This is a genomic window from Pseudomonas resinovorans NBRC 106553, assembly GCF_000412695.1.
GTDB lineage: Bacteria > Pseudomonadota > Gammaproteobacteria > Pseudomonadales > Pseudomonadaceae > Metapseudomonas > Metapseudomonas resinovorans_A.
This window is the reverse complement of the sequence record NC_021499.1, coordinates 3047195-3068032: the sequence shown is the minus strand read 5'-3', so window position 1 is coordinate 3068032 and position 20838 is coordinate 3047195. Positions and strand designations below refer to the sequence as shown.

Annotated in this window: 22 protein-coding genes; 15 read left to right on the top strand and 7 right to left on the bottom strand. The window is 62.3% G+C overall.

Annotated features, from left to right (window positions below; genetic code table 11):
* Positions 1 to 111: 111 nt before the first annotated feature.
* Positions 112 to 1704 (bottom strand): MFS transporter, encoded by a 1593-nt coding sequence (locus tag PCA10_RS13795; RefSeq protein ID WP_041770267.1) that lies wholly within the window; start codon positions 1702 to 1704, stop codon positions 112 to 114.
* Positions 1705 to 1966: 262 nt separating this feature from the next.
* Between PCA10_RS13795 and PCA10_RS13790 the strand changes: the two genes are divergently transcribed.
* The 5 genes from PCA10_RS13790 to PCA10_RS13770 are packed head-to-tail and all read left to right on the top strand — an operon-like array spanning position 1967 to position 6531.
* Positions 1967 to 2281, top strand: coding sequence for a Zn-ribbon domain-containing OB-fold protein (locus tag PCA10_RS13790; protein WP_231866628.1), 315 nt, complete (start codon positions 1967 to 1969; stop codon positions 2279 to 2281).
* A 9-nt stretch (positions 2282 to 2290) separates the two neighbouring features.
* A complete protein-coding gene (locus PCA10_RS13785) occupies positions 2291 to 3070 on the top strand; it encodes an SDR family NAD(P)-dependent oxidoreductase (RefSeq protein ID WP_016492709.1) in 780 nt (259 codons plus the stop codon).
* A complete protein-coding gene (locus PCA10_RS13780; RefSeq protein ID WP_016492708.1) occupies positions 3067 to 4308 on the top strand; it encodes a CaiB/BaiF CoA transferase family protein in 1242 nt (413 codons plus the stop codon). The genes PCA10_RS13785 and PCA10_RS13780 overlap by 4 nt, the downstream gene beginning before the upstream one ends.
* A gap of 10 nt (positions 4309 to 4318) precedes the next feature.
* A complete protein-coding gene (locus PCA10_RS13775) occupies positions 4319 to 5479 on the top strand; it encodes an acyl-CoA dehydrogenase family protein (RefSeq protein ID WP_016492707.1) in 1161 nt (386 codons plus the stop codon).
* Positions 5476 to 6531, top strand: coding sequence for an acyl-CoA dehydrogenase (locus PCA10_RS13770; RefSeq protein ID WP_016492706.1), 1056 nt, complete (start codon positions 5476 to 5478; stop codon positions 6529 to 6531). Before PCA10_RS13775 ends, PCA10_RS13770 begins: the two co-directional genes overlap by 4 nt.
* Before the next feature lie 88 nt (positions 6532 to 6619).
* Here PCA10_RS13770 and folX read toward each other — a convergent pair whose 3' ends face one another.
* From folX to PCA10_RS13750, 4 genes are read right to left on the bottom strand one after another with little or no spacing between them, the layout of a single operon-like run.
* Positions 6620 to 6991, bottom strand: coding sequence for a dihydroneopterin triphosphate 2'-epimerase (gene folX / locus PCA10_RS13765; protein ID WP_016492705.1), 372 nt, complete (start codon positions 6989 to 6991; stop codon positions 6620 to 6622).
* Positions 6992 to 6994: 3 nt separating this feature from the next.
* Positions 6995 to 7552, bottom strand: coding sequence for a GTP cyclohydrolase I FolE (gene folE / locus PCA10_RS13760; RefSeq protein ID WP_016492704.1), 558 nt, complete (start codon positions 7550 to 7552; stop codon positions 6995 to 6997).
* 60 nt (positions 7553 to 7612) lie between these two features.
* Entirely contained in the window at positions 7613 to 8800 is a 1188-nt protein-coding gene (locus PCA10_RS13755) for a thiolase C-terminal domain-containing protein (protein ID WP_016492703.1), read from the bottom strand.
* A gap of 42 nt (positions 8801 to 8842) precedes the next feature.
* A complete protein-coding gene (locus tag PCA10_RS13750; protein ID WP_016492702.1) occupies positions 8843 to 9706 on the bottom strand; it encodes an SDR family NAD(P)-dependent oxidoreductase in 864 nt (287 codons plus the stop codon).
* 239 nt (positions 9707 to 9945) lie between these two features.
* Between PCA10_RS13750 and PCA10_RS13745 the strand changes: the two genes are divergently transcribed.
* From PCA10_RS13745 to PCA10_RS13735, 3 genes are all read left to right on the top strand, one after another.
* A complete protein-coding gene (locus PCA10_RS13745; protein ID WP_016492701.1) occupies positions 9946 to 10815 on the top strand; it encodes a MaoC/PaaZ C-terminal domain-containing protein in 870 nt (289 codons plus the stop codon).
* A gap of 20 nt (positions 10816 to 10835) precedes the next feature.
* Entirely contained in the window at positions 10836 to 11636 is an 801-nt protein-coding gene (locus tag PCA10_RS13740; RefSeq protein ID WP_016492700.1) for an enoyl-CoA hydratase, read from the top strand.
* A gap of 73 nt (positions 11637 to 11709) precedes the next feature.
* Positions 11710 to 12558, top strand: a complete 849-nt coding sequence (locus PCA10_RS13735) for a hotdog fold domain-containing protein (protein WP_016492699.1) — start codon at positions 11710 to 11712, stop codon at positions 12556 to 12558.
* Between the two features lie 27 nt (positions 12559 to 12585).
* Here the strand turns inward: PCA10_RS13735 and PCA10_RS13730 are convergent, their stop codons facing one another.
* Positions 12586 to 13329, bottom strand: a complete 744-nt coding sequence (locus PCA10_RS13730) for a TetR/AcrR family transcriptional regulator (protein WP_016492698.1) — start codon at positions 13327 to 13329, stop codon at positions 12586 to 12588.
* Between the two features lie 331 nt (positions 13330 to 13660).
* On the opposite strand from PCA10_RS13730, the gene PCA10_RS13725 reads away from it, so the two are divergent.
* From PCA10_RS13725 to PCA10_RS13700, 6 genes are all read left to right on the top strand, one after another.
* Complete coding sequence (locus PCA10_RS13725) at positions 13661 to 14563, top strand: SDR family NAD(P)-dependent oxidoreductase (RefSeq protein WP_016492697.1); 903 nt, start codon at positions 13661 to 13663, stop codon at positions 14561 to 14563.
* Positions 14564 to 14595: 32 nt separating this feature from the next.
* Complete coding sequence (locus tag PCA10_RS13720; protein ID WP_016492696.1) at positions 14596 to 15072, top strand: MaoC family dehydratase; 477 nt, start codon at positions 14596 to 14598, stop codon at positions 15070 to 15072.
* 43 nt (positions 15073 to 15115) lie between these two features.
* Positions 15116 to 16135, top strand: coding sequence for a zinc-dependent alcohol dehydrogenase (locus PCA10_RS13715; protein WP_041770265.1), 1020 nt, complete (start codon positions 15116 to 15118; stop codon positions 16133 to 16135).
* Positions 16136 to 16239: 104 nt separating this feature from the next.
* Entirely contained in the window at positions 16240 to 16407 is a 168-nt protein-coding gene (locus tag PCA10_RS13710; RefSeq protein ID WP_016492693.1) for a rubredoxin, read from the top strand.
* A gap of 29 nt (positions 16408 to 16436) precedes the next feature.
* Positions 16437 to 17696, top strand: a complete 1260-nt coding sequence (locus PCA10_RS13705; RefSeq protein ID WP_016492692.1) for an NAD(P)/FAD-dependent oxidoreductase — start codon at positions 16437 to 16439, stop codon at positions 17694 to 17696.
* Positions 17697 to 17704: 8 nt separating this feature from the next.
* Positions 17705 to 18304, top strand: coding sequence for a TetR/AcrR family transcriptional regulator (locus PCA10_RS13700; protein ID WP_016492691.1), 600 nt, complete (start codon positions 17705 to 17707; stop codon positions 18302 to 18304).
* Here PCA10_RS13700 and PCA10_RS13695 read toward each other — a convergent pair.
* On the bottom strand, positions 18283 to 19146 hold the full coding sequence (locus PCA10_RS13695) for a cache domain-containing protein (protein WP_041770264.1): 864 nt from the start codon (positions 19144 to 19146) through the stop codon (positions 18283 to 18285). The genes PCA10_RS13700 and PCA10_RS13695 overlap by 22 nt on opposite strands.
* A gap of 351 nt (positions 19147 to 19497) precedes the next feature.
* Here PCA10_RS13695 and PCA10_RS13690 point away from each other — a divergent pair, with 351 nt between their 5' ends.
* Complete coding sequence (locus PCA10_RS13690; RefSeq protein ID WP_016492689.1) at positions 19498 to 20832, top strand: amidohydrolase family protein; 1335 nt, start codon at positions 19498 to 19500, stop codon at positions 20830 to 20832.
* Positions 20833 to 20838: the final 6 nt, after the last annotated feature.

The window sequence follows — 20838 nt, the reverse complement described above, 5'->3', positions numbered from 1 at the left end:
CTGCGTTTGCTTCCATTGCCTCATAGCCCAGATGAAATCCGGAGAGCAGGGCTTGTTTGCCCTCCGGCATTCGTTGAAGCCACGCGCTTCCCCTTTCTCGCTCCTGTATGTTCAGGAATCGTTGCGCGGCAAAGGCTCGCTGAGGTAATGGGAAACCCGAGGAGCCTCACTGCCTACGTGCAGCGCGCGAACGCTCTCCTCCGCCTCCCGGTCAGCCAGTGTGGCGCGGGTTTGCTGCCGCAGGTAGTCCGACCAGGAGTCCACCATGAAGCGTTCCATGTACCAGGCCGGGCGCTCCAACTCGCGGTAGACGCGCCAGAAACTGGCGCCGTCTCGACGACGGTTGACGCCCATCGCATGGATGCGGCGGAGGAACTCCGTGCGTTCTTCAAGACGGATCTGGTAGGCGATCTGAACGGTCACCGGGCCGTCCTGAGGTTGCAGCTCAGCGAAGGAAAAGGCCGGCACCTCGTGGCTGGAAGGCGTCACCTCGGCCTCCTCTCCCAAGCGAGCACGATAGCGGCGCATGACCAGCAGTGACACCACCACCATCAGGGACGCCACAAGCAGCGCATCGGGCGTGCCGATCCGAGTTGCCACCGCCCCCCAGGCGGCTCCGCCTATGGCCAGGGAGCCCTGGAACACAAGCATGTAGATGGCCACGGAGCGAGCACGGATCCAGGGCGGAACAGTGGACTGGATCGCCACCAGGTTTATCGTGCCGACACAAAGCCAACCTATCCCGGCGAAGAAGAGTGCCACGCACTGAACCATCGTACTCGGCACCTCGGCCACCACGAGCATTCCCAGCGCATAGACAAGGCTGGCGATCAACACCATGCGGTTGATTTCCAGATGTGCCCGCAGCATAGGCAGAACCAAGGCCCCGCACATGGTGCCGACACCAATACTGCCCAACAGCAGGCCGTAGCTCCCTGCACCGCCGGACTCGCTGGCAACTACCGGCAGCAATGCCCAGAGCCCGCTCCCCGCGCCAACGAAGGCAATAGTGCGCAGGCACTGGGTGCGTACCACCTCCGAGTAACGCGCATAGCGCAGAGCACCACGCAATCCGGCCCAGAGGGTCTCCGCGGGCATCGAGGCATCCTCGGTAGGGCGGCGCATGCATGCCACCACCAGCACCGAGCCCGCCAGCAACAATGTGCAGATGATGAACACGCTGACGATGCCTGATGCCGCCATCACCCCGCCGGCCAACGCAGGCCCCACCGCCCTGGCAGAGCTGTAGGAGACCGAGGACAGCGCCATGGCCGAGGCCATGAAGGCACGCGGCACTGCTTCAGCCTGAGTGGTGTACCAGGCAGGCCCCTGGAGGGCGAAGCCGATGCCGAAGGCGAAGGTCAGCGCGAGAAGCGACCATGGGCTGATCATCCCGCTGACGCAGAACCCCACCAGCGCCAACGCGGCCAGCAGCATCCCGGCATGGGTCAACAGCAGATAACGGCGCCGGTCGAAGATATCCGCGAAGACTCCACCCGGGAGACCGAAGAAAAAGGACGGCAGGCTGATGGCGGTCTGCACCAGCGCCACCAGCATCGGCGAGCCACTCAGGGACACCATCAACCAGGCCGCACCGACGTTCTGCATCCAGATCGCCAGGTTCATCGCCAGGGCTCCCAGCCACAGCCAGCGAAAGGCACGAAAGCGCAAGGGCGCCCAAAGGGAGTTCGAGCTATCGGTCATCAGGTTTCCCGTTTCAGCGAAAGCGGCCCCGGCTTGACTAGCCGTTTGAATGCTCGCATATTAAAAACTAACTGATCGCCAGTTTTAACTTTAAGCGTTGCCTCGTCAACCAGGGCAGCGGTGGCTATCAGGGCAAACAATGACAATCAGACAGTTTTAATCAGGCGCGAGCAGCTTGGCTCCAGGCGCCCACCAGGGATTGCACACCATGGCCCTATGCCCCGATCTCGAATTCCAAGGGTTCCTCAAGCAGGGGCGATTCATGCTCCAGCGCAGTCAGTCCAGCCAGCGTCACTTCTTCTATCCACGAGTACTGGAGCCCGGCACCGGAGCCACTGACCTTGAATGGGTGGAGGCCTCGGGCCTGGGCACGGTCTATGCGGTCACCGTGGTGCGCCCCAAGCCTCCGGCCGAGCCCTACACCGTCGCCCTGGTCGACCTGGATGAAGGCCCACGCCTGATGTCCCGCGTCGAGGGCCTACCTGCCGACCAGGTGACCATTGGCTTGCGGGTCAAGGCGCGCATCAGCGCCGAGCCGGAGCAGTTCTTCGTCGTTTTCGACCCCCACCGCAACTAGGCGAACATCATGGCCAACAAGAATCCGATGTCCCTCCAGGGACGTACCATTATCATCACCGGCGCCGGACAAGGCATCGGCCTGGGCATTGCCCGCCTGGCCATAGAGCTGGGCGGCAATGTGGCCGCAGTGGATCTCAATGCCGAGGCTCTGCAAGCGGCGGCCGAGGATCTGGGTGAGCGCTACCTGCCTCTGGCCGGTAGCGTGGCCGACGCCGATTTCGTTCAAAGTGCCGTGGAGCAGGCCATCACCCGCTTCGGCGCAGTCCACGGCCTGGTCAACAATGCCGGAATCGGTCGTCCGGCAATGATTGAAAAGATGACCTTGGAACAATGGCAACTGGTGCTGGACGTGCACCTCACCGGATCCTTCCTCTTCACCCAGGCCGTCGGTCGCCACCTGCTGGAACGTAGCAAGGCCGGCGACCAGGCTCCTGGCTCGATTGTTTTCATCTCCTCCGACGCCGGGCGCCGGGGCAGCCTCGGACAGATCAACTACTCGGCAGCCAAGTCCGGCATGTTCGGCATGGCCATGACCGCCGCCCGCGAGTGGGCGAAGCACGGCGTCCGTGCCAATGCCGTGTGCTTTGGCATGGTGGAAACCGCGATGACCGAAAAGGTGCGCACCGATCCGCGCTTCCTCGACACCTACTTGCAGCAGATTGCCCTGGGCCGCTTCGCCTCTCCCGAGGAAGTATCGGTACCGGTCTGCTTCCTACTCTCCGAGGGGGCTTCCTACATCACCGGCCAGGTCCTTTCGGTCAATGGCGGCTACACCATCGCGGTATGACCATGAACGACATCTCCCCTGAAGTACTCGGCGGTATCCGCATTCTCGACATGACCCGAGTGATCGCCGGGCCCTACGCCGGACAGATCCTCGCCGACCTTGGCGCCGAGGTGATCAAGGTCGAGCGCCAGGGCGAAGGCGACGACATCCGTCGCATCGGCCCCCCCTGGATCAAGGGCACTGAGAACCAGCCGCACCAGGAATCCACCTACAGCCAGGCGGCCAACCGCAACAAGCGCTCCATCACGGTGGACTTCGCCCAACCCGAAGGGGCTGAGTTGATCCGCCAGCTGGTGGCCAACTGCGACGTTCTGCTGGAAAACTACCGCACCGGAACCCTGGCCAAGTACGGCCTGGGTTACGAGGACCTGCGCAAGATCAATCCGCGCCTGATCTACTGCTCCATTACCGGCTTCGGCCAGACTGGCCCCTACGCCAACCGATCTGGCTACGACTACCTGATCCAGGCCATGGCTGGGGTGATGTCAGTCACTGGCCATCGCGAAGGCGAGCCAGGTGACGGTCCGATGCGTGTGGGCATTCCGGTAGCGGACATCTGCGCCGGCCTCTACGCCGCCATTGGCGTGCTCGGGGCGTTGAATCACCGCAACAGTAGCGGCGAAGGCCAGCATATCGACGTGTCGCTGTTCGACGCCCAGGCAGCCACCCTGCTCAATACCTTGTCCGCCTGGCTCAACGGTGGCAAGGAACTGGGCAGGACCGGGAACGATCACCCCAGCGCCTCGCCGTATGGCGTCTATCCGGTGGACGACGGTTTCATTCTGGTCGCCACCTTCAATGATCGTGAGTTTGTCCGCCTTGCCAAGGCGGTGGGCCGCGAGGACTGGATCGAAGACCCGCGCTTTGCCAGGAATGGCGCCCGAGTGGCCAACCGCCGCGAACTGTCGCAGCAACTCACGGAGGCGCTGCGGGGACGAACCAAGGCCGAATGGATCGAACACCTGAACGCCAACACCGTGTCCTGTGGCCCAATCAACAACATGCAGGATCTTGAGCTGGATCCCCATGTGATCGAGCGGGAGATGATCGTTTCCCAGGAGCATCCGTTGAACGGCACCGTGCGCTCGGCTGCAAGCCCGATGCGCTTCTCCGCCACTCCCGTGCGCTACAAACTGGCGCCGCCGGCCATTGGCGAACACACCGACGCGGTCCTTGGCGAATGGTTGGGCCTCTCGGCCGAGCGCATCGCCGAACTGCGCCAGCGCAACGTCATTTGAGGGACCTGCCGTGACATCCCCATTCAGTTTCAAGCCCTTGCAACTGCCCTCCTCCCTCGAACCCTTGCGCCTAGAAGCCCGCGCCTTCCTGGCCGAAGCAGCGAAAGATTGGTCCGGTTGGAAGGTCGGCCACTCCTGGACCGGCTTCGACCGCGATTTCAGCCGAGAAGTCGGCAAGCGTGGCTGGATCGGCATGACCTGGCCGAAAGCCTATGGCGGCCATGAGCGTTCCGGCCTGGAGCGCTATGTGGTAGTGGAAGAGATGCTTGCAGTGGGAGCGCCCCTAGGTGCCCATTGGTTTGGTGATCGCCAGAGCGGCCCGTTGCTGCTGCGCTTGGGCACCGAGGCCCAACGCCAGCGCTTCCTGCCGCTAATCGCACGAGGCGAAGCTTCATTCTGCATCGGTCTCAGCGAACCGGACTCGGGTTCCGACCTGGCTTCCCTGCGCTCCCGTGCTACCCGCGTGGAGGGCGGTTGGCGCCTAAACGGCCGCAAGGTATGGACCACCAACGCACACCTCTGCGACTTCATGATCGGCCTATTTCGCAGTGGCGGCCAGGCCGACACCGAGAAGCACAAAGGCCTGTCGCAGTTCCTCATCGACATGAGTGCGTCCGGCATCGAAGTCCGACCTATTCACGACCTGACTGGCGAGGCGCATTTCAACGAAGTGACCTTCGATAACGTGTTCGTTCCCGACGACATGCTGGTCGGCCGCGAGGGCGACGGCTGGGCGCAGGCCAGTGGTGAACTGGCCTTCGAGCGCAGCCAGCCGGACCGCTACATGAGCGCCTTCCCTCTGCTGCCGCTGACCATCGACGCCTTGCGCGAGGCGGGCACCGACGATCGTCTCGCCTCCCGGCGTCTGGGCGAAGCGGTGGCCGAGTTGGCTGTGCTACGGGAAATGTCCCTCTCAATAGTCGGACAATTGCAGGATGGCCACTCCCCCGCCAAGGAAGCCGCGCTGGTCAAAGACCTCGGCAACCTCCATGAGCAACGCATGCCGGATCTGGTCCGCGAATTGTTGGACTGCCCGTCCAGCATCGTTGCCGCCGACCGGCTCAGCGAGCTCCAGGCGTTCCTGGTGCAGAACGTGCCCTCCTTCTCCCTGCGTGGCGGCACCCGGGAAATCCTGCGCGGCATCATCGCCAAGGGGCTAGGACTGAAATGAGTAACAGCGAAATGAACATCAGCGAAATGCTCGCAGAGCAGGTCCAGCGTCTGTTCAGCGCCCGGATCGACCGCGATACCTGGGTGCACGCCGAAGACGGTGAACTCGACAGCGACCTCTGGCAGGAAATCGAAGCCATGGGCATCACTCTCGCCCTCAGCGACGAGAACGCCGGCGGAGCTGGACTCAACTGGGCCGATAGCGAACCGGTGTTGCGCCTCTGTGGCGTGCACGCCGCTCCCGTGCCGATAGGCGAAACCACCATCGCAGCCTGGGCACTGTCACGCGCAGGGCTGGAGGTTCCCGAAGGCGTACTGGCGATCTCCGGCGAAATCTTCCAATTGGATGCCCAGGGCAGACTGCAAGGACAGGACGCCCAACTGAGCTGGCTGCCTGTAGCCGGGCATGTGCTGGTTGCCGCTCTGCGCGAGGGAGTCACGCACCTCTGCCTGGTGAGCGCCGACGCCGGTCGCCAACAGGCCATCGACACGCTCGACCGACTGCCCTGTGCCAGCATGGAGCTGGAAAACGTCATACCGCTGCAAACTGCCGAGGCGCCGTTCCTCGACGAGCTGGGCTTGCGCCCACACCTCGCAGCGCTGCGCAGCATGCAAATGGCCGGTGCCCTGGCCAGGGTGCTGGACCTCTGCGTGGAATACGCCAATACCCGCGTGCAGTTCGACAAGCCCATCGGCAAGTTCCAGGCGATCCAGCAGATGGTCGCCGAGCTCGCGTCCCAGGCTGCCGCGGCACAGGTTGCAGGCCTCTATGCAGCGCGCCAGGTGGATGCCGGCAACGCCAGCTACGGCGCCGCCGTGGCCAAGAGCCTGGTAGGCCGGGCAGCAACCCGAGCGGCGGCCATCGCCCACCAGGTGTTCGGCGCCATAGGCGTGACAGACGAGCACAGCCTGCACTACTACACCCGCCGTCTCTGGCAGTGGCGGTCCGAGGGCGGCAGTGAGCATTGGTGGTCGGAGCGAATTGGCCGGAAGGTGCTGGCGAAGGACGGTGCCCACCTGTGGCAACAGCTGACTGCTCCCATCGGAGCTTGAAACGAGCGTCCCCCTCTTCCTTTGGTAGAGGGGGACGGGATGCTTCGAAGGGGGGTGTCGGCCGCATGGCCCTGAGCGGCCGAGACGATCAGCGCCCATTGGCCAGTGTGATCGAAACCGACTCGGCAAAGCGCAAGGCGTGCGGTTTGTCCACTTCCACTTCGGCATACCGAACACGTGGCTCGCTCATCACCAGATCGAGGATTTCCTGGGTCAGGCGCTCCAGCAGAGCAAAGCGATTTGCCTCGACGTGGCGAATGATCGCCTTGGTGATGGTGCGATAGTTCAACGCCTGCTCGATCTCGGTTCCCTGCACCGCCGCACTCGCCAGGTAGTGGATGCACAGGTTGATCAGCACATCCTGCCGGTTGAGGATCTCGTCTTCCTTGATGCCGATATAGGTGCGCAGGCGCAAATCCTTGACGCGGATGCGGGCCATGCCGGGTTGAAGGCCAGGCATAGGCTACTTCCGCCCTATCAACTGGAGGAACTCGGAACGGGTGTTCTGCGACTCGCGGAAAGCGCCGAGCATCACCGACGTGCTCATCACCGAGTTCTGCTTCTCCACGCCGCGCATCATCATGCACATGTGCTGAGCCTCGATCACCACAGCGACGCCGGCGGCGCCGGTGACCTGCTGGATAGCCTCGGCGATCTGGCGGGTGAGGTTCTCCTGGATCTGCAAACGCCGTGCATACATATCGACGATGCGAGCCACCTTGGACAACCCCAGCACCTTACCGGTAGGAATGTAGGCCACGTGGGCCTTGCCGATGAAGGGCAGCAGGTGGTGCTCGCAAAGGGAATAGAGCTCGATTTCCCTGACGATCACCATCTCGTCGTTGTCCGACTCGAACAACGCACCGTTGACGATCTCAGCCAGGGTCTTCTGGTAGCCATTGCAAAGGAATTGCATCGCCTTCGCGGCGCGCTTGGGAGTATCGAGCAGGCCTTCGCGGGCGGGATTTTCGCCAACGCCGAGCAGGATTTCCCGGTAATGCTGGGTCATGGGTTCGCTCATCTGCGCCTCTCCCATTGATGACATTGAACAGGCGCCCAGCCACCACTGGGCGCCCCGACCTCAGATGCGCTTGAGGATGGTGACCACTCCGGCGCCACCCAGCCCGATGTTGTGCTGCAGCGCGAGGCGGGCGTTCTCAACCTGGCGATCGCCGGCTTGACCGCGCAAGTGCCAGGTCAATTCAGTGATCTGTGCCAGACCGGTTGCGCCCAGAGGGTGCCCCTTGGACAGCAGGCCGCCGGATGGGTTGGTAATCACGCGACCACCGTAGGTGTTCTGCCCGTCAATGACGAACCTCTCCGCACCCCCCTCCTCGCACAGCCCGAGCGCTTCGTAGGTGATGACCTCGTTGGGCGAGAAGCAGTCGTGCAACTCGACCACATCGATATCTTTCGCACCAACGCCAGCTTGTTCGTATGCCTGGGCCGCCGCGCGACGGGTCATGCCGGCACCGACAACGTCCAGCATGCTGCCGGATTCGAAGCTTTCAGCGGTGTCGGTTGCCAGGCCCATGCCAGCGATCTCAACGCAGTTGCCCAGGCCGTGTTTGCGCGCGTAGGCCTCGGAAACCACCACAACGGCGGCCGCGCCGCAGGTGGGCGGACAGCACATGAGGCGGGTGACTGGTCCGAAGATCTGCGGCGAGGTCATCACCTGCTCCAGAGTCAGAGGTTCGGTAAACAGCGCATAGGGATTGCGCAAGGCGTGACTACGAGCCTTGACCGAGACACGGCCGAACAGCTCAGCGGAAACGTTGTACTTCTCCAGATATTCGGCACCGGCACCGCCAAAATACTGCGGGCCGCTGGGGGCGTTGTCATCCCAGCCACGGATTTTGCGCACCGCCTCGTCGATCTTCACCGTGATCGGTGTGCGCAGCGCGGCGTCACCGGTGGACATGGCTCCCGGGTTCATTTGCTCGAAGCCGACCGCCAGGGCGACATCGACTACGCCGCTGATAACCGCCTGCCGCGCCAGAAACAAAGCAGATGATCCACTGGCACAGGCGTTACTGACGTTGATCACTGGAATGCCGGTGATTCCCACACGGTACAACGCGGTTTGTCCGGAGCAGGTATCGCCAGCGACGAAACCCGCATAGGCCTGCTGCACGTCGCTATAGGCGATGCCCGCGTCCTTCAGCGCCAGCGCGGCGGCATCGCCGCCCATCACGTCATACATCTCGCTCTTGCCGGGTTTGGTGAACTTGACCATCCCCACGCCGGCAACCAGCACCTTATTGCTCATGTTGAACTCCCTGGGGCCATTCGCCCCGCAGCTATGGGACGGTTACTTGGCGAAGTCCATGATGGTCAGAGCGGCCTCGGGACGAAAAACCTTGTCCTCCGCCGCGGCAAGGCTGTGGGCGTCGAATGCCGCGTTCTTGCCGCCTCCTGGAATGCCCTCGGCGGACAGCAGCTTCAGCTCACGCACACTCTGGCCGGAGGCGAACAGGCAGTGGCCGGTGCGTTGGCCCGACAGCTCGCTGACCATGTAAAGCACGACCTGAGCCACATGCTCGGGCGCCATCTGGGCCTTGGTGGCCTCGTCCATCAGCGGAGCGGTCAGGGCGGAAACGGCCGCCGGAGCGAGGGTCCAGACGCGGACACCGAACTTGGCGCCCTCGATGGCCAGCACGTTGGAGAAGCCCCAGGCGCCACACTTGGACGCGGCATAGTTGCTCTGACCGAAGTTGCCGACCAGGCCGGATGTGGACGAGGTGTTGACGATCACCCCACCACCGTTTTCCTTCATCCAGGCAAATACAGGCTGGGTGACGGCGTACATGCTCTTCAGGTTGACCTTGATAACCGCATCCCAGTCCCCTTCCTCCAGTTTGAGGAAAGACTTGTCGCGCAGGATGCCGGCGTTGTTGATCAGGATGTCAGCACGACCGAACTCACCAAGAGCGGTTGCCAGTAGCGACTGACCGCCTTCCGCCGTAGAGATGTCCTGGGTGTGCGCCACGGCGCGACCGCCGGCCTCACGCACAGCGGCGACCACCGCCTCAGCGGTGTAGCTGCCGTTCTCGTCACGCCCCAGGTCGTTGACCACCACTGCCGCGCCTTCGGCGGCCAGGAGTTGTGCATAGGTGGCGCCCAGGCCACGCCCGGCACCGGTGATGATCGCGACCTTTCCTTCCAGTAGAGCCATTGTCTGTCTCCGAAATGTTCTTGTTTGGGTGGGCTCCGGCCCTTGCCCGGAAGCTCCCGTGCGTCTCGGCACGGGAGAGTTTTCGTCGCAAAGCAACTGAAATGCCATCAGAAAAGGCAGAACAATCACCCGCACTACATGCCCCACACAGGCATACTACATCATGTAACTGACTGTTTGACAGTTTTCAAGCAAAGCGCAATGCTAGAGACAAGAACCGCCCTACTGAGGAAAACGACGTGCCTCTCGACTACCACCGCATCAAGAACTGGCCCATTACCGAAGGCCGGCAGAGCTACAGCACTCGCGACACCATCCTCTACGCACTCGGCGTAGGGGCGGCGACCAGCAACCCTCTGCCGGACGGCGACCTGCAGTACGTCTATGAAAAAGGCTTGAAGGCACTGCCCACCATGGCCACCATCATGGCCAGTGGCGAGTTCTGGTTGGCCAATCCGGAAACCGGCATCGACTTGACCAAGGTGCTGCATGGCGAGCAGTTCTTGCGCATCCATAAGCCGCTGCCGGCCAAGGGCACCCTGATTGGGCGCGACAGCGTAGATGAGATCTACGACAAGGGCGCCGACAAGGGTGCCGTGATGTACATGTCACGGCGCATCTACGATGCCGAGACAGAGGAACTTCTGGCCACCTCCACCTGGTCCACCTTCATGCGCGGAAATGGCGGCTTCGGCGGCACCGCCGAGGGCCAGCCCAAGCCTCATCCGCTGCCAGAGGACCGCCCCTTCGACCTCAGCATCGAACTGTCCAGCCGCCCGGAACAGGCCACCATCTATCGCCTGTCGGGAGACCTGAACCCGCTGCACATCGACCCCGCCTTTGCCGCCAGGGCCGGCTTCGACAAGCCGATCCTCCACGGCATGAGCAGTTACGGCATGGCCGGACGCGCCATCGTCCGCCTGCTCTGCAACGATGACCCGCACCGCCTGCGTGCACTCAACCTGCGCTTCGCCTCGCCCATGTATCCAGGGGAAACCCTGAAGGTCGAGGTCTGGCATGAAGGTCCCGGCAAGGCCAGCTTCCGCGCGCGAGTGGTAGAGCGCGATCTGATCATTCTCAACAATGGCTACGCGGAATTCGCTGCCTAGCCGCAACGAGGAATAACAAGATGGAATACTCGGACATCAGCTACGAAGTGATCGGCGCCGTCGCGCGCATCTGCCACAACCGTCCCGGCCAGGCCAACGCCGAATCGGAGAACCTGCTGGCCGAACTGGATGACGCACTGGACCGCGCCAAGCGCGACGATGCCATTCGCGTGATCATTATCGGCGCCAAGGGCAAGCACTTCTCCGCCGGTCATGACCTGATGGATGGCATGGAAAAGCGCGGCGACTTCTCCCCCGAACAACACTGGCTGTGGGAAAGCGAACACTACCTGGGCAACGCCCTGCGCATCTGGGACTTCCCCAAGCCCACCATCGCCCAGGTGCAGGGCGCCTGCATTGCCGGTGGCTTCATGGTGGCCAACATGTGCGACATGGTGGTCGCCGCCGACGACGCCTTCTTCAGCGACCCGGTGGGCCACAGCCTGGCGGCCGCCTCGGTTGAAGCCCTGGTACATCCCTGGGTAATGGGGCTGCGCAAAGCCAAGGAGTTCCTCTTCACCGGCCAGAGAATCAGTGCCGCGGAAGCCAAGGAATGGGGCATGGTCAACCATGTGGTGCCCCGCGCCGAGATGGAAGACTTCACCCTGGAGCTGGCCAACCGCATCGCCGCGGCCCCCCCTATCGGCATCCGCATGCTCAAGCGTTCTCTGAATCGCTCGGCGGACATCATGGGCTTCCGCAATTCGCTGATGGCGCACTTCGATACGCACATCCTCAGCACGTCCACCAAGGAGCACTTCGAAGTCGCGGCAGCCGGTATGCGCGCTTCGATGGAAGCTGCCAAGAAAGCCCAGTCCTGACCCCGGCCGGGGCGAAGGCATCACGCCTTCTCCCCCATCCTTTCCTTCCCTTCATGTCCTTCCGGAGTCCCAGGTGTCCCTCGACTACCAAAAGCTTATCGACTGGCCCTTCCCCGCCGTGACCCGACATTACGGCCAGGAAGACTGCATCCGTTTCGCCCGCGGTTTCGGCGCGGGCGCATCGACGGACTGGGCCGAAGCCGACCGTCCCTACCTTCTGTCCGACAACGAGTTTCAGGTACTGCCGATGTCTGCCGTGGCCCTGGCCGACGGTGAGTTCTGGCAGATGGACCCGCGTACCGGCATCGCCTGGCAGCAGATCGTTCACGCCCAGGAAACCCTGCGCCTGCATCGTCCGCTGAGCAGCGAAGGCGAACTGGTAGTCACCCAGAAGATTGATGAGATCTTTGATCGTGGCGCCGACAAAGGGGCCGTCATGCTACAGACGCTGACGCTCAGCGAACCGGAGGGCGAGGCCGTCGCCAGCATCGAGGTCACCACGGTCCTGCGCGGCAACGGCGGGTTCGGCGGCAAGCCGCAGGATACGCCACGCCCCACTCCACTACCGGAACGAGCCGCTGACCTGGTACTGGAGATTCCTACGCCGCTGGAACCGGACACGCTGTTCCGTCTCTCGGCGGATATCGCCATTGCAGCTCAAACCCAGGGCAAACCCCAGGCAATGATCCGTGGCGTCGGCTGTTTCGGCCTGGCTGGCCGCGGTGTGATACGGATGGTCTGCGACAATGACGCCACGCGCCTGCGTAGCCTGTCGGTCCGCTACGCTGGACCGATGTACAGCGGAGAAACCATGCGCATCGAGCTTTGGCGAATGGAGCCCGGCCTCGCACTGTTCCGCATGCATGCGGTAGAGCGCGACAAGCCGGTACTTAGCCATGGCGTCATCGAGTTCGAGGTCTGAACGAACGCCGTTGACAGGAAAGCGGGCTCAACCCTCGGCAGCCACTTCCGTCGCCGGGGCTGCAGCCTTGGCCTTCGCCGCACGCGGCTTACGCGCACGGGCGGCGGGGGCGGTTTCGCCGACAGCCTCGTCAGACATGCCGGAACGCAGAGTCTGCACGACAATGCGCGCAATGGCAGCGTTCACCCGCTTGGAACCCAGCCCACGTTCCATCACTACCGGGTCGGTGGACGCCAGCCGCTCCATGGCAGCCTGCAGGACGGTAGCCTCTGCGTAGGCATCACTCTTTTTGCGGCTTCCCTCGGCCGGATTGACCGTGAGGATCAGCTTGGCGAAGCGTTCGATGAATGGAATATAGGTGTTCATCCGCAGCTCCTCAAAGCGCGGGTCGCCACGATCTGCTTCGAGGTTGCGGTAGCGCAACACTTCACGATGGCGGCTCCAGACCCCATTCATCGACTCAATCAGGCGCAGCGCTTCTTCCTCGAAGCGTTCAGGAGCCCAGGGCTCTTCCAGCAACTTCGAAACTTTGGCCATGTCTTCGCCGGCTTCCAGAGCCAGCGAATAGAGCACGTCCTGCACGTCGTCGAAGTACATGTAGAAGCTGGCGGAGGACGTGCCCGCAGCCTTCGCAATGGCCACGGCGGTGATGTCCACCAGGGCGTGAGTGAAAAGTAGGCGGCGAGTGGCGGCCATCAGACGCTGGCGGGTTTCCTGGCCCTTGCGGCCAAGTACCTGCCCCTGCTTGTTCATGCTGACTTCAAATGCCATGGCATGGTCCCTTTGACTCGAAATTCAAGATTGGCGCGCCCGCCTCCCGGCATTGAAGTGCCAGGGTCATTGGCCTTAACGGCCCCTGCTGGACGCAAACACCGCAATAATAAACAAAATGACAGCTCTTGGTCGAACCTATAGAAAGCCGCCGAACATTTCAATAGCCCGCAGGCTAAGGGCCTTGAGGACTTTACGTCATCATCGAGTATCGATAATAGTCCGAACGGACTAGACATAACTGACACATTTACAGTTATCATAGAGGCATGAACCCAACGCGCAGGCCCCTGCCCGCGCCAGGAACCCAGAAGCCAATTCAGGAGGCGACATGCCGAACATGGTTGCAGACAAAGTCGTGGTCATCACCGGGGCCGGCAGCGGCATTGGCCGAGAGTTCGCCCTGGCCTTCGCCGCCCAGGGTGCGCGTGTCGTGGTCAATGACCTGGGCCGGACCGAGGCTGGCGGTAGTGCGGCGGAGGCCGTGGTCGCAGAGATCCGAGGTGCAGGCGGCGAGGCTGCTGCCAGTATCGACAGCGTCGCCGAATGGGATTCTGCCCAGCGCATCGTGGAGACCGCGCTCGACAACTTCGGGCGAGTGGATTGCGTGATCAACAACGCCGGCATCGTCCGCGACCGCTTCTTCTTCAATATGAGCCTCGAAGAGTGGCAAGCGGTGATCAACGTCCACCTCAACGGCTCCTTCTATGTCGCCCGCGCTGCGGCCCCGCACTTCAAGGCCCAAGCCAGCGGTGCCTACATCCACATGACGTCCACCAGCGGACTGATTGGTAACCCGGGCCAAGCCAACTATTCGGCAGCCAAGCTGGGCCTCGTTGGCCTATCGAAGACCATCGCTCTCGACATGGCGCGCTACAACGTGCGCTCCAATTGCATCGCCCCCTTCGCCTGGACAGCCATGACCGCCTCAGTGCCCACCGATACCCCGGAAGCCGCGGCGCGCATGGAAAAGCTCAAGGCCATGGAGCCGCGCAAGATCGCCCCGCTGGCGGTGTATCTGGCCAGTGATTCGGGTGCCGGGGTGTCCGGACAGATCTTCGGTGTGCGAGCCAACGAGATCTATCTCTACTCCCAGTCCCGCGTGATCCGCTCGGTGCATCGTAGCGAAGGCTGGACTCCTGAAAGCATCGCCGAGCACGCAATCCCCGCGATGAAGAATTCCTTCTACGAGAACATCCCCTCTCCCCAGCTCACCACCTGGGACCCGATCTGACAGCCTCTGGCCAGAACAACAAGGAACACAGCATGAGCGCGATTGAAACCATCGGCACCGGCTTCACCTGGGACGAGCTGCCCGTGGGCCGCAAGTTCAAGACTTACGGGCGCACCATCACCGAGGCGGACATCGTCAATTTCATTTCCGCCACCGGCATGCTGGAGGTGCTTTTCACCAACAAGGAGTTCCTCCGCGACGCCGGCTTCGACGGCCGTCTCGTCCCCGGTGGCCAGGTGTTCTGCATGGCCGAAGGCCTGCTGTTCCAGACTGCCCTGCAGGGCGTGGGCGTCGCCTTCCTGAATATGGAGCTGGACATCAAGGGGCCCACCTACGCGGGCGACACCATCCATGTCGAGGTAGAAGTGATCGAGTCCCGCCCGAGCAAGGGCAAGCCCGGCATGGGTCTCGTGCGTACCCGCAACCAGGTGGTCAAGCAGGACGGCAGCGTGGTCATGATCTACACCCCGCTGCGCCTGGTGAAAGGCCGCGAAAACCTGCACGCCTGAGTTATCACCGGTCGCAGTGCGTCGACCATAGCCGGAGATGAAGATGAAGCAAGTGCGTTTGTACGGCCCACAGGACTTGCGTATCGACGAAGTGCCGATGCCGCAAGCCGGACCACGGGACGTGGTAGTTCAGGTCGCTGTATTCGGTATTTGCGGCAGCGACATCGGCTTCGCCAGAAATGGCTATATCGGCCGACCGGGTCCGCAGCCCATGCCCCTCGGACATGAGCTGGCGGGCACCGTACATCAGGTCGGCGAGGCTGTGCAGGGCATTACGGTCGGCCAGCGCGTAGTGGTCCATCCGATGAAAGGAAGCAATCGCATCGGCACCGGCGACCCTGAGCACGGTGGGTTCGCCGAGTTTCTTTTGGTGCGCGAGGCAGTTCCGGGTGAATCGATCTTCCCGATTCCTGATGCCCTGGCGTTTGATCGAGCAGTTCTGACCGAACCTGTCGCGGTCGGTGTGCACGGCCTGAATCTTTGCCAAGCCGGTCCGGGCGACCAAGTAGTCCTGTTCGGTGCCGGCCCCATCGGCCTGGGTGTTGTTGCAGCCCTCAGGCACCGTGGCGTCGAACGAATCGCGGTCGTCGACATCATCGACGAGCGACTGGAGCGCGCTCGCCAGCTGGGCGCCGAGCGATGCATCAATCCGACGCGAGAAGACTTGGCCACTGCGCTGCAAACGACCTTTGGCACAGTCCCCGGCAAGCTTTCTGCGCAGCCAATGGTGAACTGCTCCCTGTACATCGACTGCGCCGGCCAGGGTGCCATGCTCCAGCAGGCGGTCGCCATGGCCAAGGACATGGCGCGCATCCTGGTATTGGCCACCCATAAACAGCCGGTAGAGCTGGATATGGTCCAGGTCATGGTCAAGGAGCTCGCCATACGCGGCTCCCTGTCCTATCCCGACGAGTTCCCGGAAGTCCTCGCGATGCTGGGCGACGAGCGACTGGCACTCGAAGGGATGCACAGCCACTCCTTCGACTTCGACCGTTTCGCCGAGGCCTTCGCCATGGCCCAGGATCCCCACCAGTCCGCCAAGGTGCTTGTACAAGTCAGCTGAAGGGAAAGACCCTCCTCGATCGACCCCCAGGGGCGGTCGAGGGCTACCCCAAAAAACCAACGAACATCGTGCCGTTAGCGGCACAGCCTGAGCCCGGAGTGGATATGAAGAAGTGGCAATGCTTTTTCTGCAGTTTCATTTATGACGAATCCCTTGGCCTGCCCGACGAAGGCATAGCGCCGGGCACTCCCTGGGAAGACGTACCGGACGACTGGATCTGCCCGGAATGCGGCGCCACCAAGGAAGACTTCGCCATGTTGGAAATCGCCTGAGCCGCGCCTGACGCCCCTGGAGAATCGCCATGACAGCCCCAACCCAAGCATGCGCAGTAATAGTCGGCGGTGGTCACGCCGGCAGCGAGGCGGCCATTTCGCTACGACAGAACGGCTTCGAAGGGCGCATCCTGATCGTCAGTGATGAGCCCGGCCTTCCCTATCAGCGCCCACCGCTGTCCAAGGCCTTCCTTGCCGGTACCCTCGGTGCTGAGGCGTTGCCGATCCGTCCGGCAGCCACTTACGAAAAAGCTGCTATCGAAATCCTCAATGACGCTTCGGTCAGTGCCCTGGATCTGGACAGTCGCTCGGTGCAGCTTGCCGACGGCCGACGCCTTGGCTGGACCCATCTGGTCCTGGCTATCGGTAGCCGCGCGCGACAGCTCCAAGTCGCCGGGCTCGGTGAGCGCCAACCGGATAACCTGCACTATCTTCGCAGCCAGGCGGATTCCGAGCGCCTGCGTGAACAGCTAGTAGAAGGCCAGCGCCTGGTGATTGTCGGCGGCGGTTACATCGGTCTGGAGGTGGCGGCAGCAGCCCAGAAAGCCGGGCTGCAGGTCACACTGCTGGAGGCCCAACCACGGGTTCTAGCGCGAGTTACAGCCCCTGATGTATCGAGCTTCTATGAGCAGGTACACTGCGCCGCCGGCATCGAGTTGCGCTTGAACGCCCAACTGGAACAGGTCTGCCTGGACGCTTCGGGCCAAGCGGTGGAAGCCTTGGTCACCACAGACGGCGCGCGCATCCCAGCTGACCTAGTGCTGGTGGGAGTGGGTGCCATCGCTAACACCGAGCTGGCCGAGCAGGCAGGCCTCGTGGTCGACAACGGCATTGTCGTGGACGAGTTCTCCCGCACCAGTGCCGCCGATGTCTATGCCATCGGCGACTGCAGCAACCACCCCAGCATGCTCTATGGCTGCCGTCTTCGCCTGGAGTCCATTCCCAACGCCATCGAGCAGGCCCGCGCGGCGGCTTCGGCCATAGCCGGCAAGCCGACACCTTATCGCGCCATGCCCTGGTTCTGGTCCGATCAGTACGACCTCAAGCTACAGATCGCGGGCATCAACCAGGGCTATGACCAGGTGCTGATACGCGGCAGCAAAGCGCTGCGATCCTTCGTCGCCTTCTATCTGCGCGAGGGTCGTTTGATCGCAGCTGATTGCGTCAACCGTCAGCAGGAATTCATGGCCATCAAGAAGCTGGTTCAGGCGGGCTTTGCCGGTAACGCCGAACTGCTCGCCAACGAGTCGGTCAGCCTCAAGGACCTGGCAGCGAGCCAGCCGGCCTGATACTCGCCATGTCCAGGATCGAGGAAATCCGCAGCAATGCCATCGAGCTGATCGCCCTGCACGGCTTTGGCGCGGTATCCCTGCGCCAACTGGCCAGGAGCTGCGGCCTGCAGGCCGGTTCGCTCTATGCCTACTATCGAAGCAAGGATGATCTGCTGCAGGACCTCATCGCCAGCTACCTGGAAGACCTGCAGCAATCCTGGCAAGAATCGTCAGGAAATCGTGGAGACCCGATACGTGCGCTCGCGGACTTCATCGCACACCACCTGGAATTCCAGAGCGCGCGACGCGCCGAAAGCCTGATTGTCAGCATGGACCTGCGCAATCTGCCGGAGCACGGCAGGCATCAGGTGATCGCCGTGAAGGCATGCTACGAGCGGGAGCTGAAGGACATTCTCGAGAGCGGTGAGCGCCAGGGCTTGTTCAGCCAGGACAGCATGACCAGCACCGCCATTCTCTCCATGCTCACCGGCCTCTGCCTGTGGCAGGAGGCCGACGAGGATGACCCCAGGCAGTTGATCCACGTCTGCCAGCGGATCGCCCTGCAGATTGCCGGCGCGAACCAGCACTCCGGCGCCTACGGCATTCAGTCGCCGACTTTTTCGTAGTAGCCGACGGACACCAGGTAATCGCCGACCCGCCGGAAGTAGGTGTGCTTGCGCTCCAGCTTGCGGCTCAGGGGATTCTCCCAGAGGTAGTCGTACTCGCCTGAGTTGCTCTTCTTCGCGGCCGCCAGCATCGGCTCACCCACCGGCTTGCCCTGCGGGTCCTTGACCCGGCGGAAGTCGGTGCCGACCAAGCGCTGGTTGTAACCATGGGCCACGTAGCGGGATGTGCTCATATCAACAACGAAGACGTAAAGGTCATCCTGCAGGAAAGCCAGGTTCTCACTGTTGATCGCGGCAAAGGTCTGCTGGGGGCCCGCCGACACAGCTGCCGCAGCTTTTGCAAGGAGATCCCGGGCATGGGCCGGGGATGCCTTGGAAATGAAATAGCCAGCGCCCAGCAGCACATCATCTACCCGCTGGAACAGCACGCGCTTGCGCTCGGTGCGCCCGGTCTGCCAATTGGTCCAGTGGTACTCCGCCTCCTGGATACCCTGCCCTTCCTTGACCTTCAAGGCTTCGTCGAAGGATGTCTTGAGCTCAGGCGGCAATTGCTCCAGCAGGTTGCTGCCGATAAGGCTGGCGGATGGTCCGCCACTGGCCAGCATCACACCGTTGATATCCAGCACGTAGACATAGTGGTTGCCACGCACGAAGGGCCCCTGCCGACTGAACACCGGCAAGGCCTGCGCCTTATGCTCCCGATAGTAGGCCACGGCGCTTTCCAGCAACGCTCGCGCCTCCTGCTCCTCAGCCTCGTAACCACCCGGCGCGGCGCTGACGCCTCCAGCGAGTACAGCGCTAACCAGCATTCCTACCCAGCCCATGATCCTGCCAAATTCCATAGTTGCCGTTCCCCCCGCCGCTTTGTCCGCAGTCGCAGATAAAAATGACATTGTATTATTTAACCCAAGAAGGCTCCAGCCTGGCGTCAGCCACCCGTCGCATGTATCAGGGTCGCCAAGGATCCAAGCCCTGTCGCCTATTGACAGGTAATCACTTCGACTGGAAGGTTGGGAGTCAATCGGCAAGGTCTCCAATCCTGCCATGCAAAAACCACAATAACTGACTATTTGTCTGTTTTGCTATTGATGAACGCCTCGACTCGGGGTAACGTTCGATATCGCATACAACAACAAACCTGAAGCAGTCCGAACCTGCCTGGTGAGGGGCCGCTTGAGCGATGGAGATAACGCATGAAACTTGATGATCTCATTCTTGTCAGCGTCGACGACCACATCGTCGAGCCGCCCACCATGTTCGAGCAGCACCTCACCACTGCCCAGAAAGCTTTCGCCCCCAAGGTACTGAAAGACAAGAACGGGGCTGATTACTGGCTGTTCGAAGGCCGTCGTGCCGGCAACATCGGCCTCAACGCCGTGGTCGGTCGCCTGCGCGAGGAGTATGGCTGCGAGCCGATCTCCTTCGATCAGATGCGTAAAGGCGCTTGGGACATCCATGCGCGCATCGACGATATGAACGCAAACGGCCTGCTGGCCTCGCTGAATTTCCCCAGCGTAGTGACCTTCGACGGCAGCCTGTTCCACCAGTTCGAGAACAAGCAGAACGCGCTCGCCCTGCTGCAGGCCTACAACGACTGGCACATCGACGAATGGTGCGGCAGCTACCCGGGCCGCAACATCCCCAACGCCATCATTCCCTACTGGGACATCAACGCGTCGGTGGCCGAGATCAAACGCGTCGTTGCCAAGGGCTGCCACGCCATCTCCTTCTCCGACAACCCTTCGCTGAAGGGCCAGCCGAGCATCCATGACGCCCATTGGGAACCGCTATGGAAGGTCTGTGCCGAGAACAAGGTGGTTATCAACATCCATATCGGCTCAGGTGCGCAGGCTCCCCATGCTTCGATGAATTCGCCTATCGACTCCTGGATCATCACCATGCCGATTTCCATCGTGAACTCGGCTGCCGATTGGCTGCACCTCAAGGCCCTGCAACGCTACCCCGACCTGAAGATATCCCTGTCCGAAGGCGGTATCGGCTGGATTCCCTACTTCCTCGAGCGCGCCGACTTCGTCCACGAGCACCACAAGGCCTGGACCTACGCCGATTTCGGCGGCAAGAAGCCCAGCGAAGTGTTCCGTGAACACTTCCAGACCTGCTTCATCGACGACCGCTTCGGTCTGAAGAACCTCGAGGACATCGGCGAAGACAACGTCGCCTACGAGTGCGACTACCCGCACTCGGATACCGTCTGGCCGGAATCGGCCGACATGCTGTTCGACTCCCTCAAGCACCTGCCCGACTCCACCATCGACAAGATCACCCACGGCAATGCCCTGCGTCTCTACAACTTCGATGCTTTTGGCAAGATGGGCGGCCGCGACAAATGCACCGTGAGCGCCCTGCGCGCCCTGGCGACGAACGTGGACACCACACCGAAGTCCTTTGGTGGCCCGGCCCCGCTCAAGGAAGGTGAAGTTCGCCGTCGCGTGACCTCCGGCGACATCATCAAGATGTTTACCGCCGTGGCCAAGGAAGACGGCAAGATCATGGCTGAAGAAGCCTGATCGCGT

What these genes read in the sequence shown, in the direction of transcription:
- PCA10_RS13780 (WP_016492708.1), top strand. Translation starts at nt 3,067, where the DNA reads ATGACCATGAACGACATCTCCCCTGAAGTACTCGGCGGTATCCGCATT.
- folX (WP_016492705.1), bottom strand. Translation starts at nt 6,991, where the DNA reads ATGCCTGGCCTTCAACCCGGCATGGCCCGCATCCGCGTCAAGGATTTG.
- PCA10_RS13715 (WP_041770265.1), top strand. Translation starts at nt 15,116, where the DNA reads ATGAAGCAAGTGCGTTTGTACGGCCCACAGGACTTGCGTATCGACGAA.
- PCA10_RS13710 (WP_016492693.1), top strand. Translation starts at nt 16,240, where the DNA reads ATGAAGAAGTGGCAATGCTTTTTCTGCAGTTTCATTTATGACGAATCC.
- PCA10_RS13790 (WP_231866628.1), top strand. Translation starts at nt 1,967, where the DNA reads ATGCTCCAGCGCAGTCAGTCCAGCCAGCGTCACTTCTTCTATCCACGA.
- PCA10_RS13785 (WP_016492709.1), top strand. Translation starts at nt 2,291, where the DNA reads ATGGCCAACAAGAATCCGATGTCCCTCCAGGGACGTACCATTATCATC.
- PCA10_RS13770 (WP_016492706.1), top strand. Translation starts at nt 5,476, where the DNA reads ATGAGTAACAGCGAAATGAACATCAGCGAAATGCTCGCAGAGCAGGTC.
- PCA10_RS13720 (WP_016492696.1), top strand. Translation starts at nt 14,596, where the DNA reads ATGAGCGCGATTGAAACCATCGGCACCGGCTTCACCTGGGACGAGCTG.
- PCA10_RS13725 (WP_016492697.1), top strand. Translation starts at nt 13,661, where the DNA reads ATGCCGAACATGGTTGCAGACAAAGTCGTGGTCATCACCGGGGCCGGC.
- PCA10_RS13700 (WP_016492691.1), top strand. Translation starts at nt 17,705, where the DNA reads ATGTCCAGGATCGAGGAAATCCGCAGCAATGCCATCGAGCTGATCGCC.
- folE (WP_016492704.1), bottom strand. Translation starts at nt 7,552, where the DNA reads ATGAGCGAACCCATGACCCAGCATTACCGGGAAATCCTGCTCGGCGTT.
- PCA10_RS13740 (WP_016492700.1), top strand. Translation starts at nt 10,836, where the DNA reads ATGGAATACTCGGACATCAGCTACGAAGTGATCGGCGCCGTCGCGCGC.
- PCA10_RS13795 (WP_041770267.1), bottom strand. Translation starts at nt 1,704, where the DNA reads ATGACCGATAGCTCGAACTCCCTTTGGGCGCCCTTGCGCTTTCGTGCC.
- PCA10_RS13705 (WP_016492692.1), top strand. Translation starts at nt 16,437, where the DNA reads ATGACAGCCCCAACCCAAGCATGCGCAGTAATAGTCGGCGGTGGTCAC.
- PCA10_RS13750 (WP_016492702.1), bottom strand. Translation starts at nt 9,706, where the DNA reads ATGGCTCTACTGGAAGGAAAGGTCGCGATCATCACCGGTGCCGGGCGT.
- PCA10_RS13695 (WP_041770264.1), bottom strand. Translation starts at nt 19,146, where the DNA reads ATGGAATTTGGCAGGATCATGGGCTGGGTAGGAATGCTGGTTAGCGCT.
- PCA10_RS13755 (WP_016492703.1), bottom strand. Translation starts at nt 8,800, where the DNA reads ATGAGCAATAAGGTGCTGGTTGCCGGCGTGGGGATGGTCAAGTTCACC.
- PCA10_RS13730 (WP_016492698.1), bottom strand. Translation starts at nt 13,329, where the DNA reads ATGGCATTTGAAGTCAGCATGAACAAGCAGGGGCAGGTACTTGGCCGC.
- PCA10_RS13690 (WP_016492689.1), top strand. Translation starts at nt 19,498, where the DNA reads ATGAAACTTGATGATCTCATTCTTGTCAGCGTCGACGACCACATCGTC.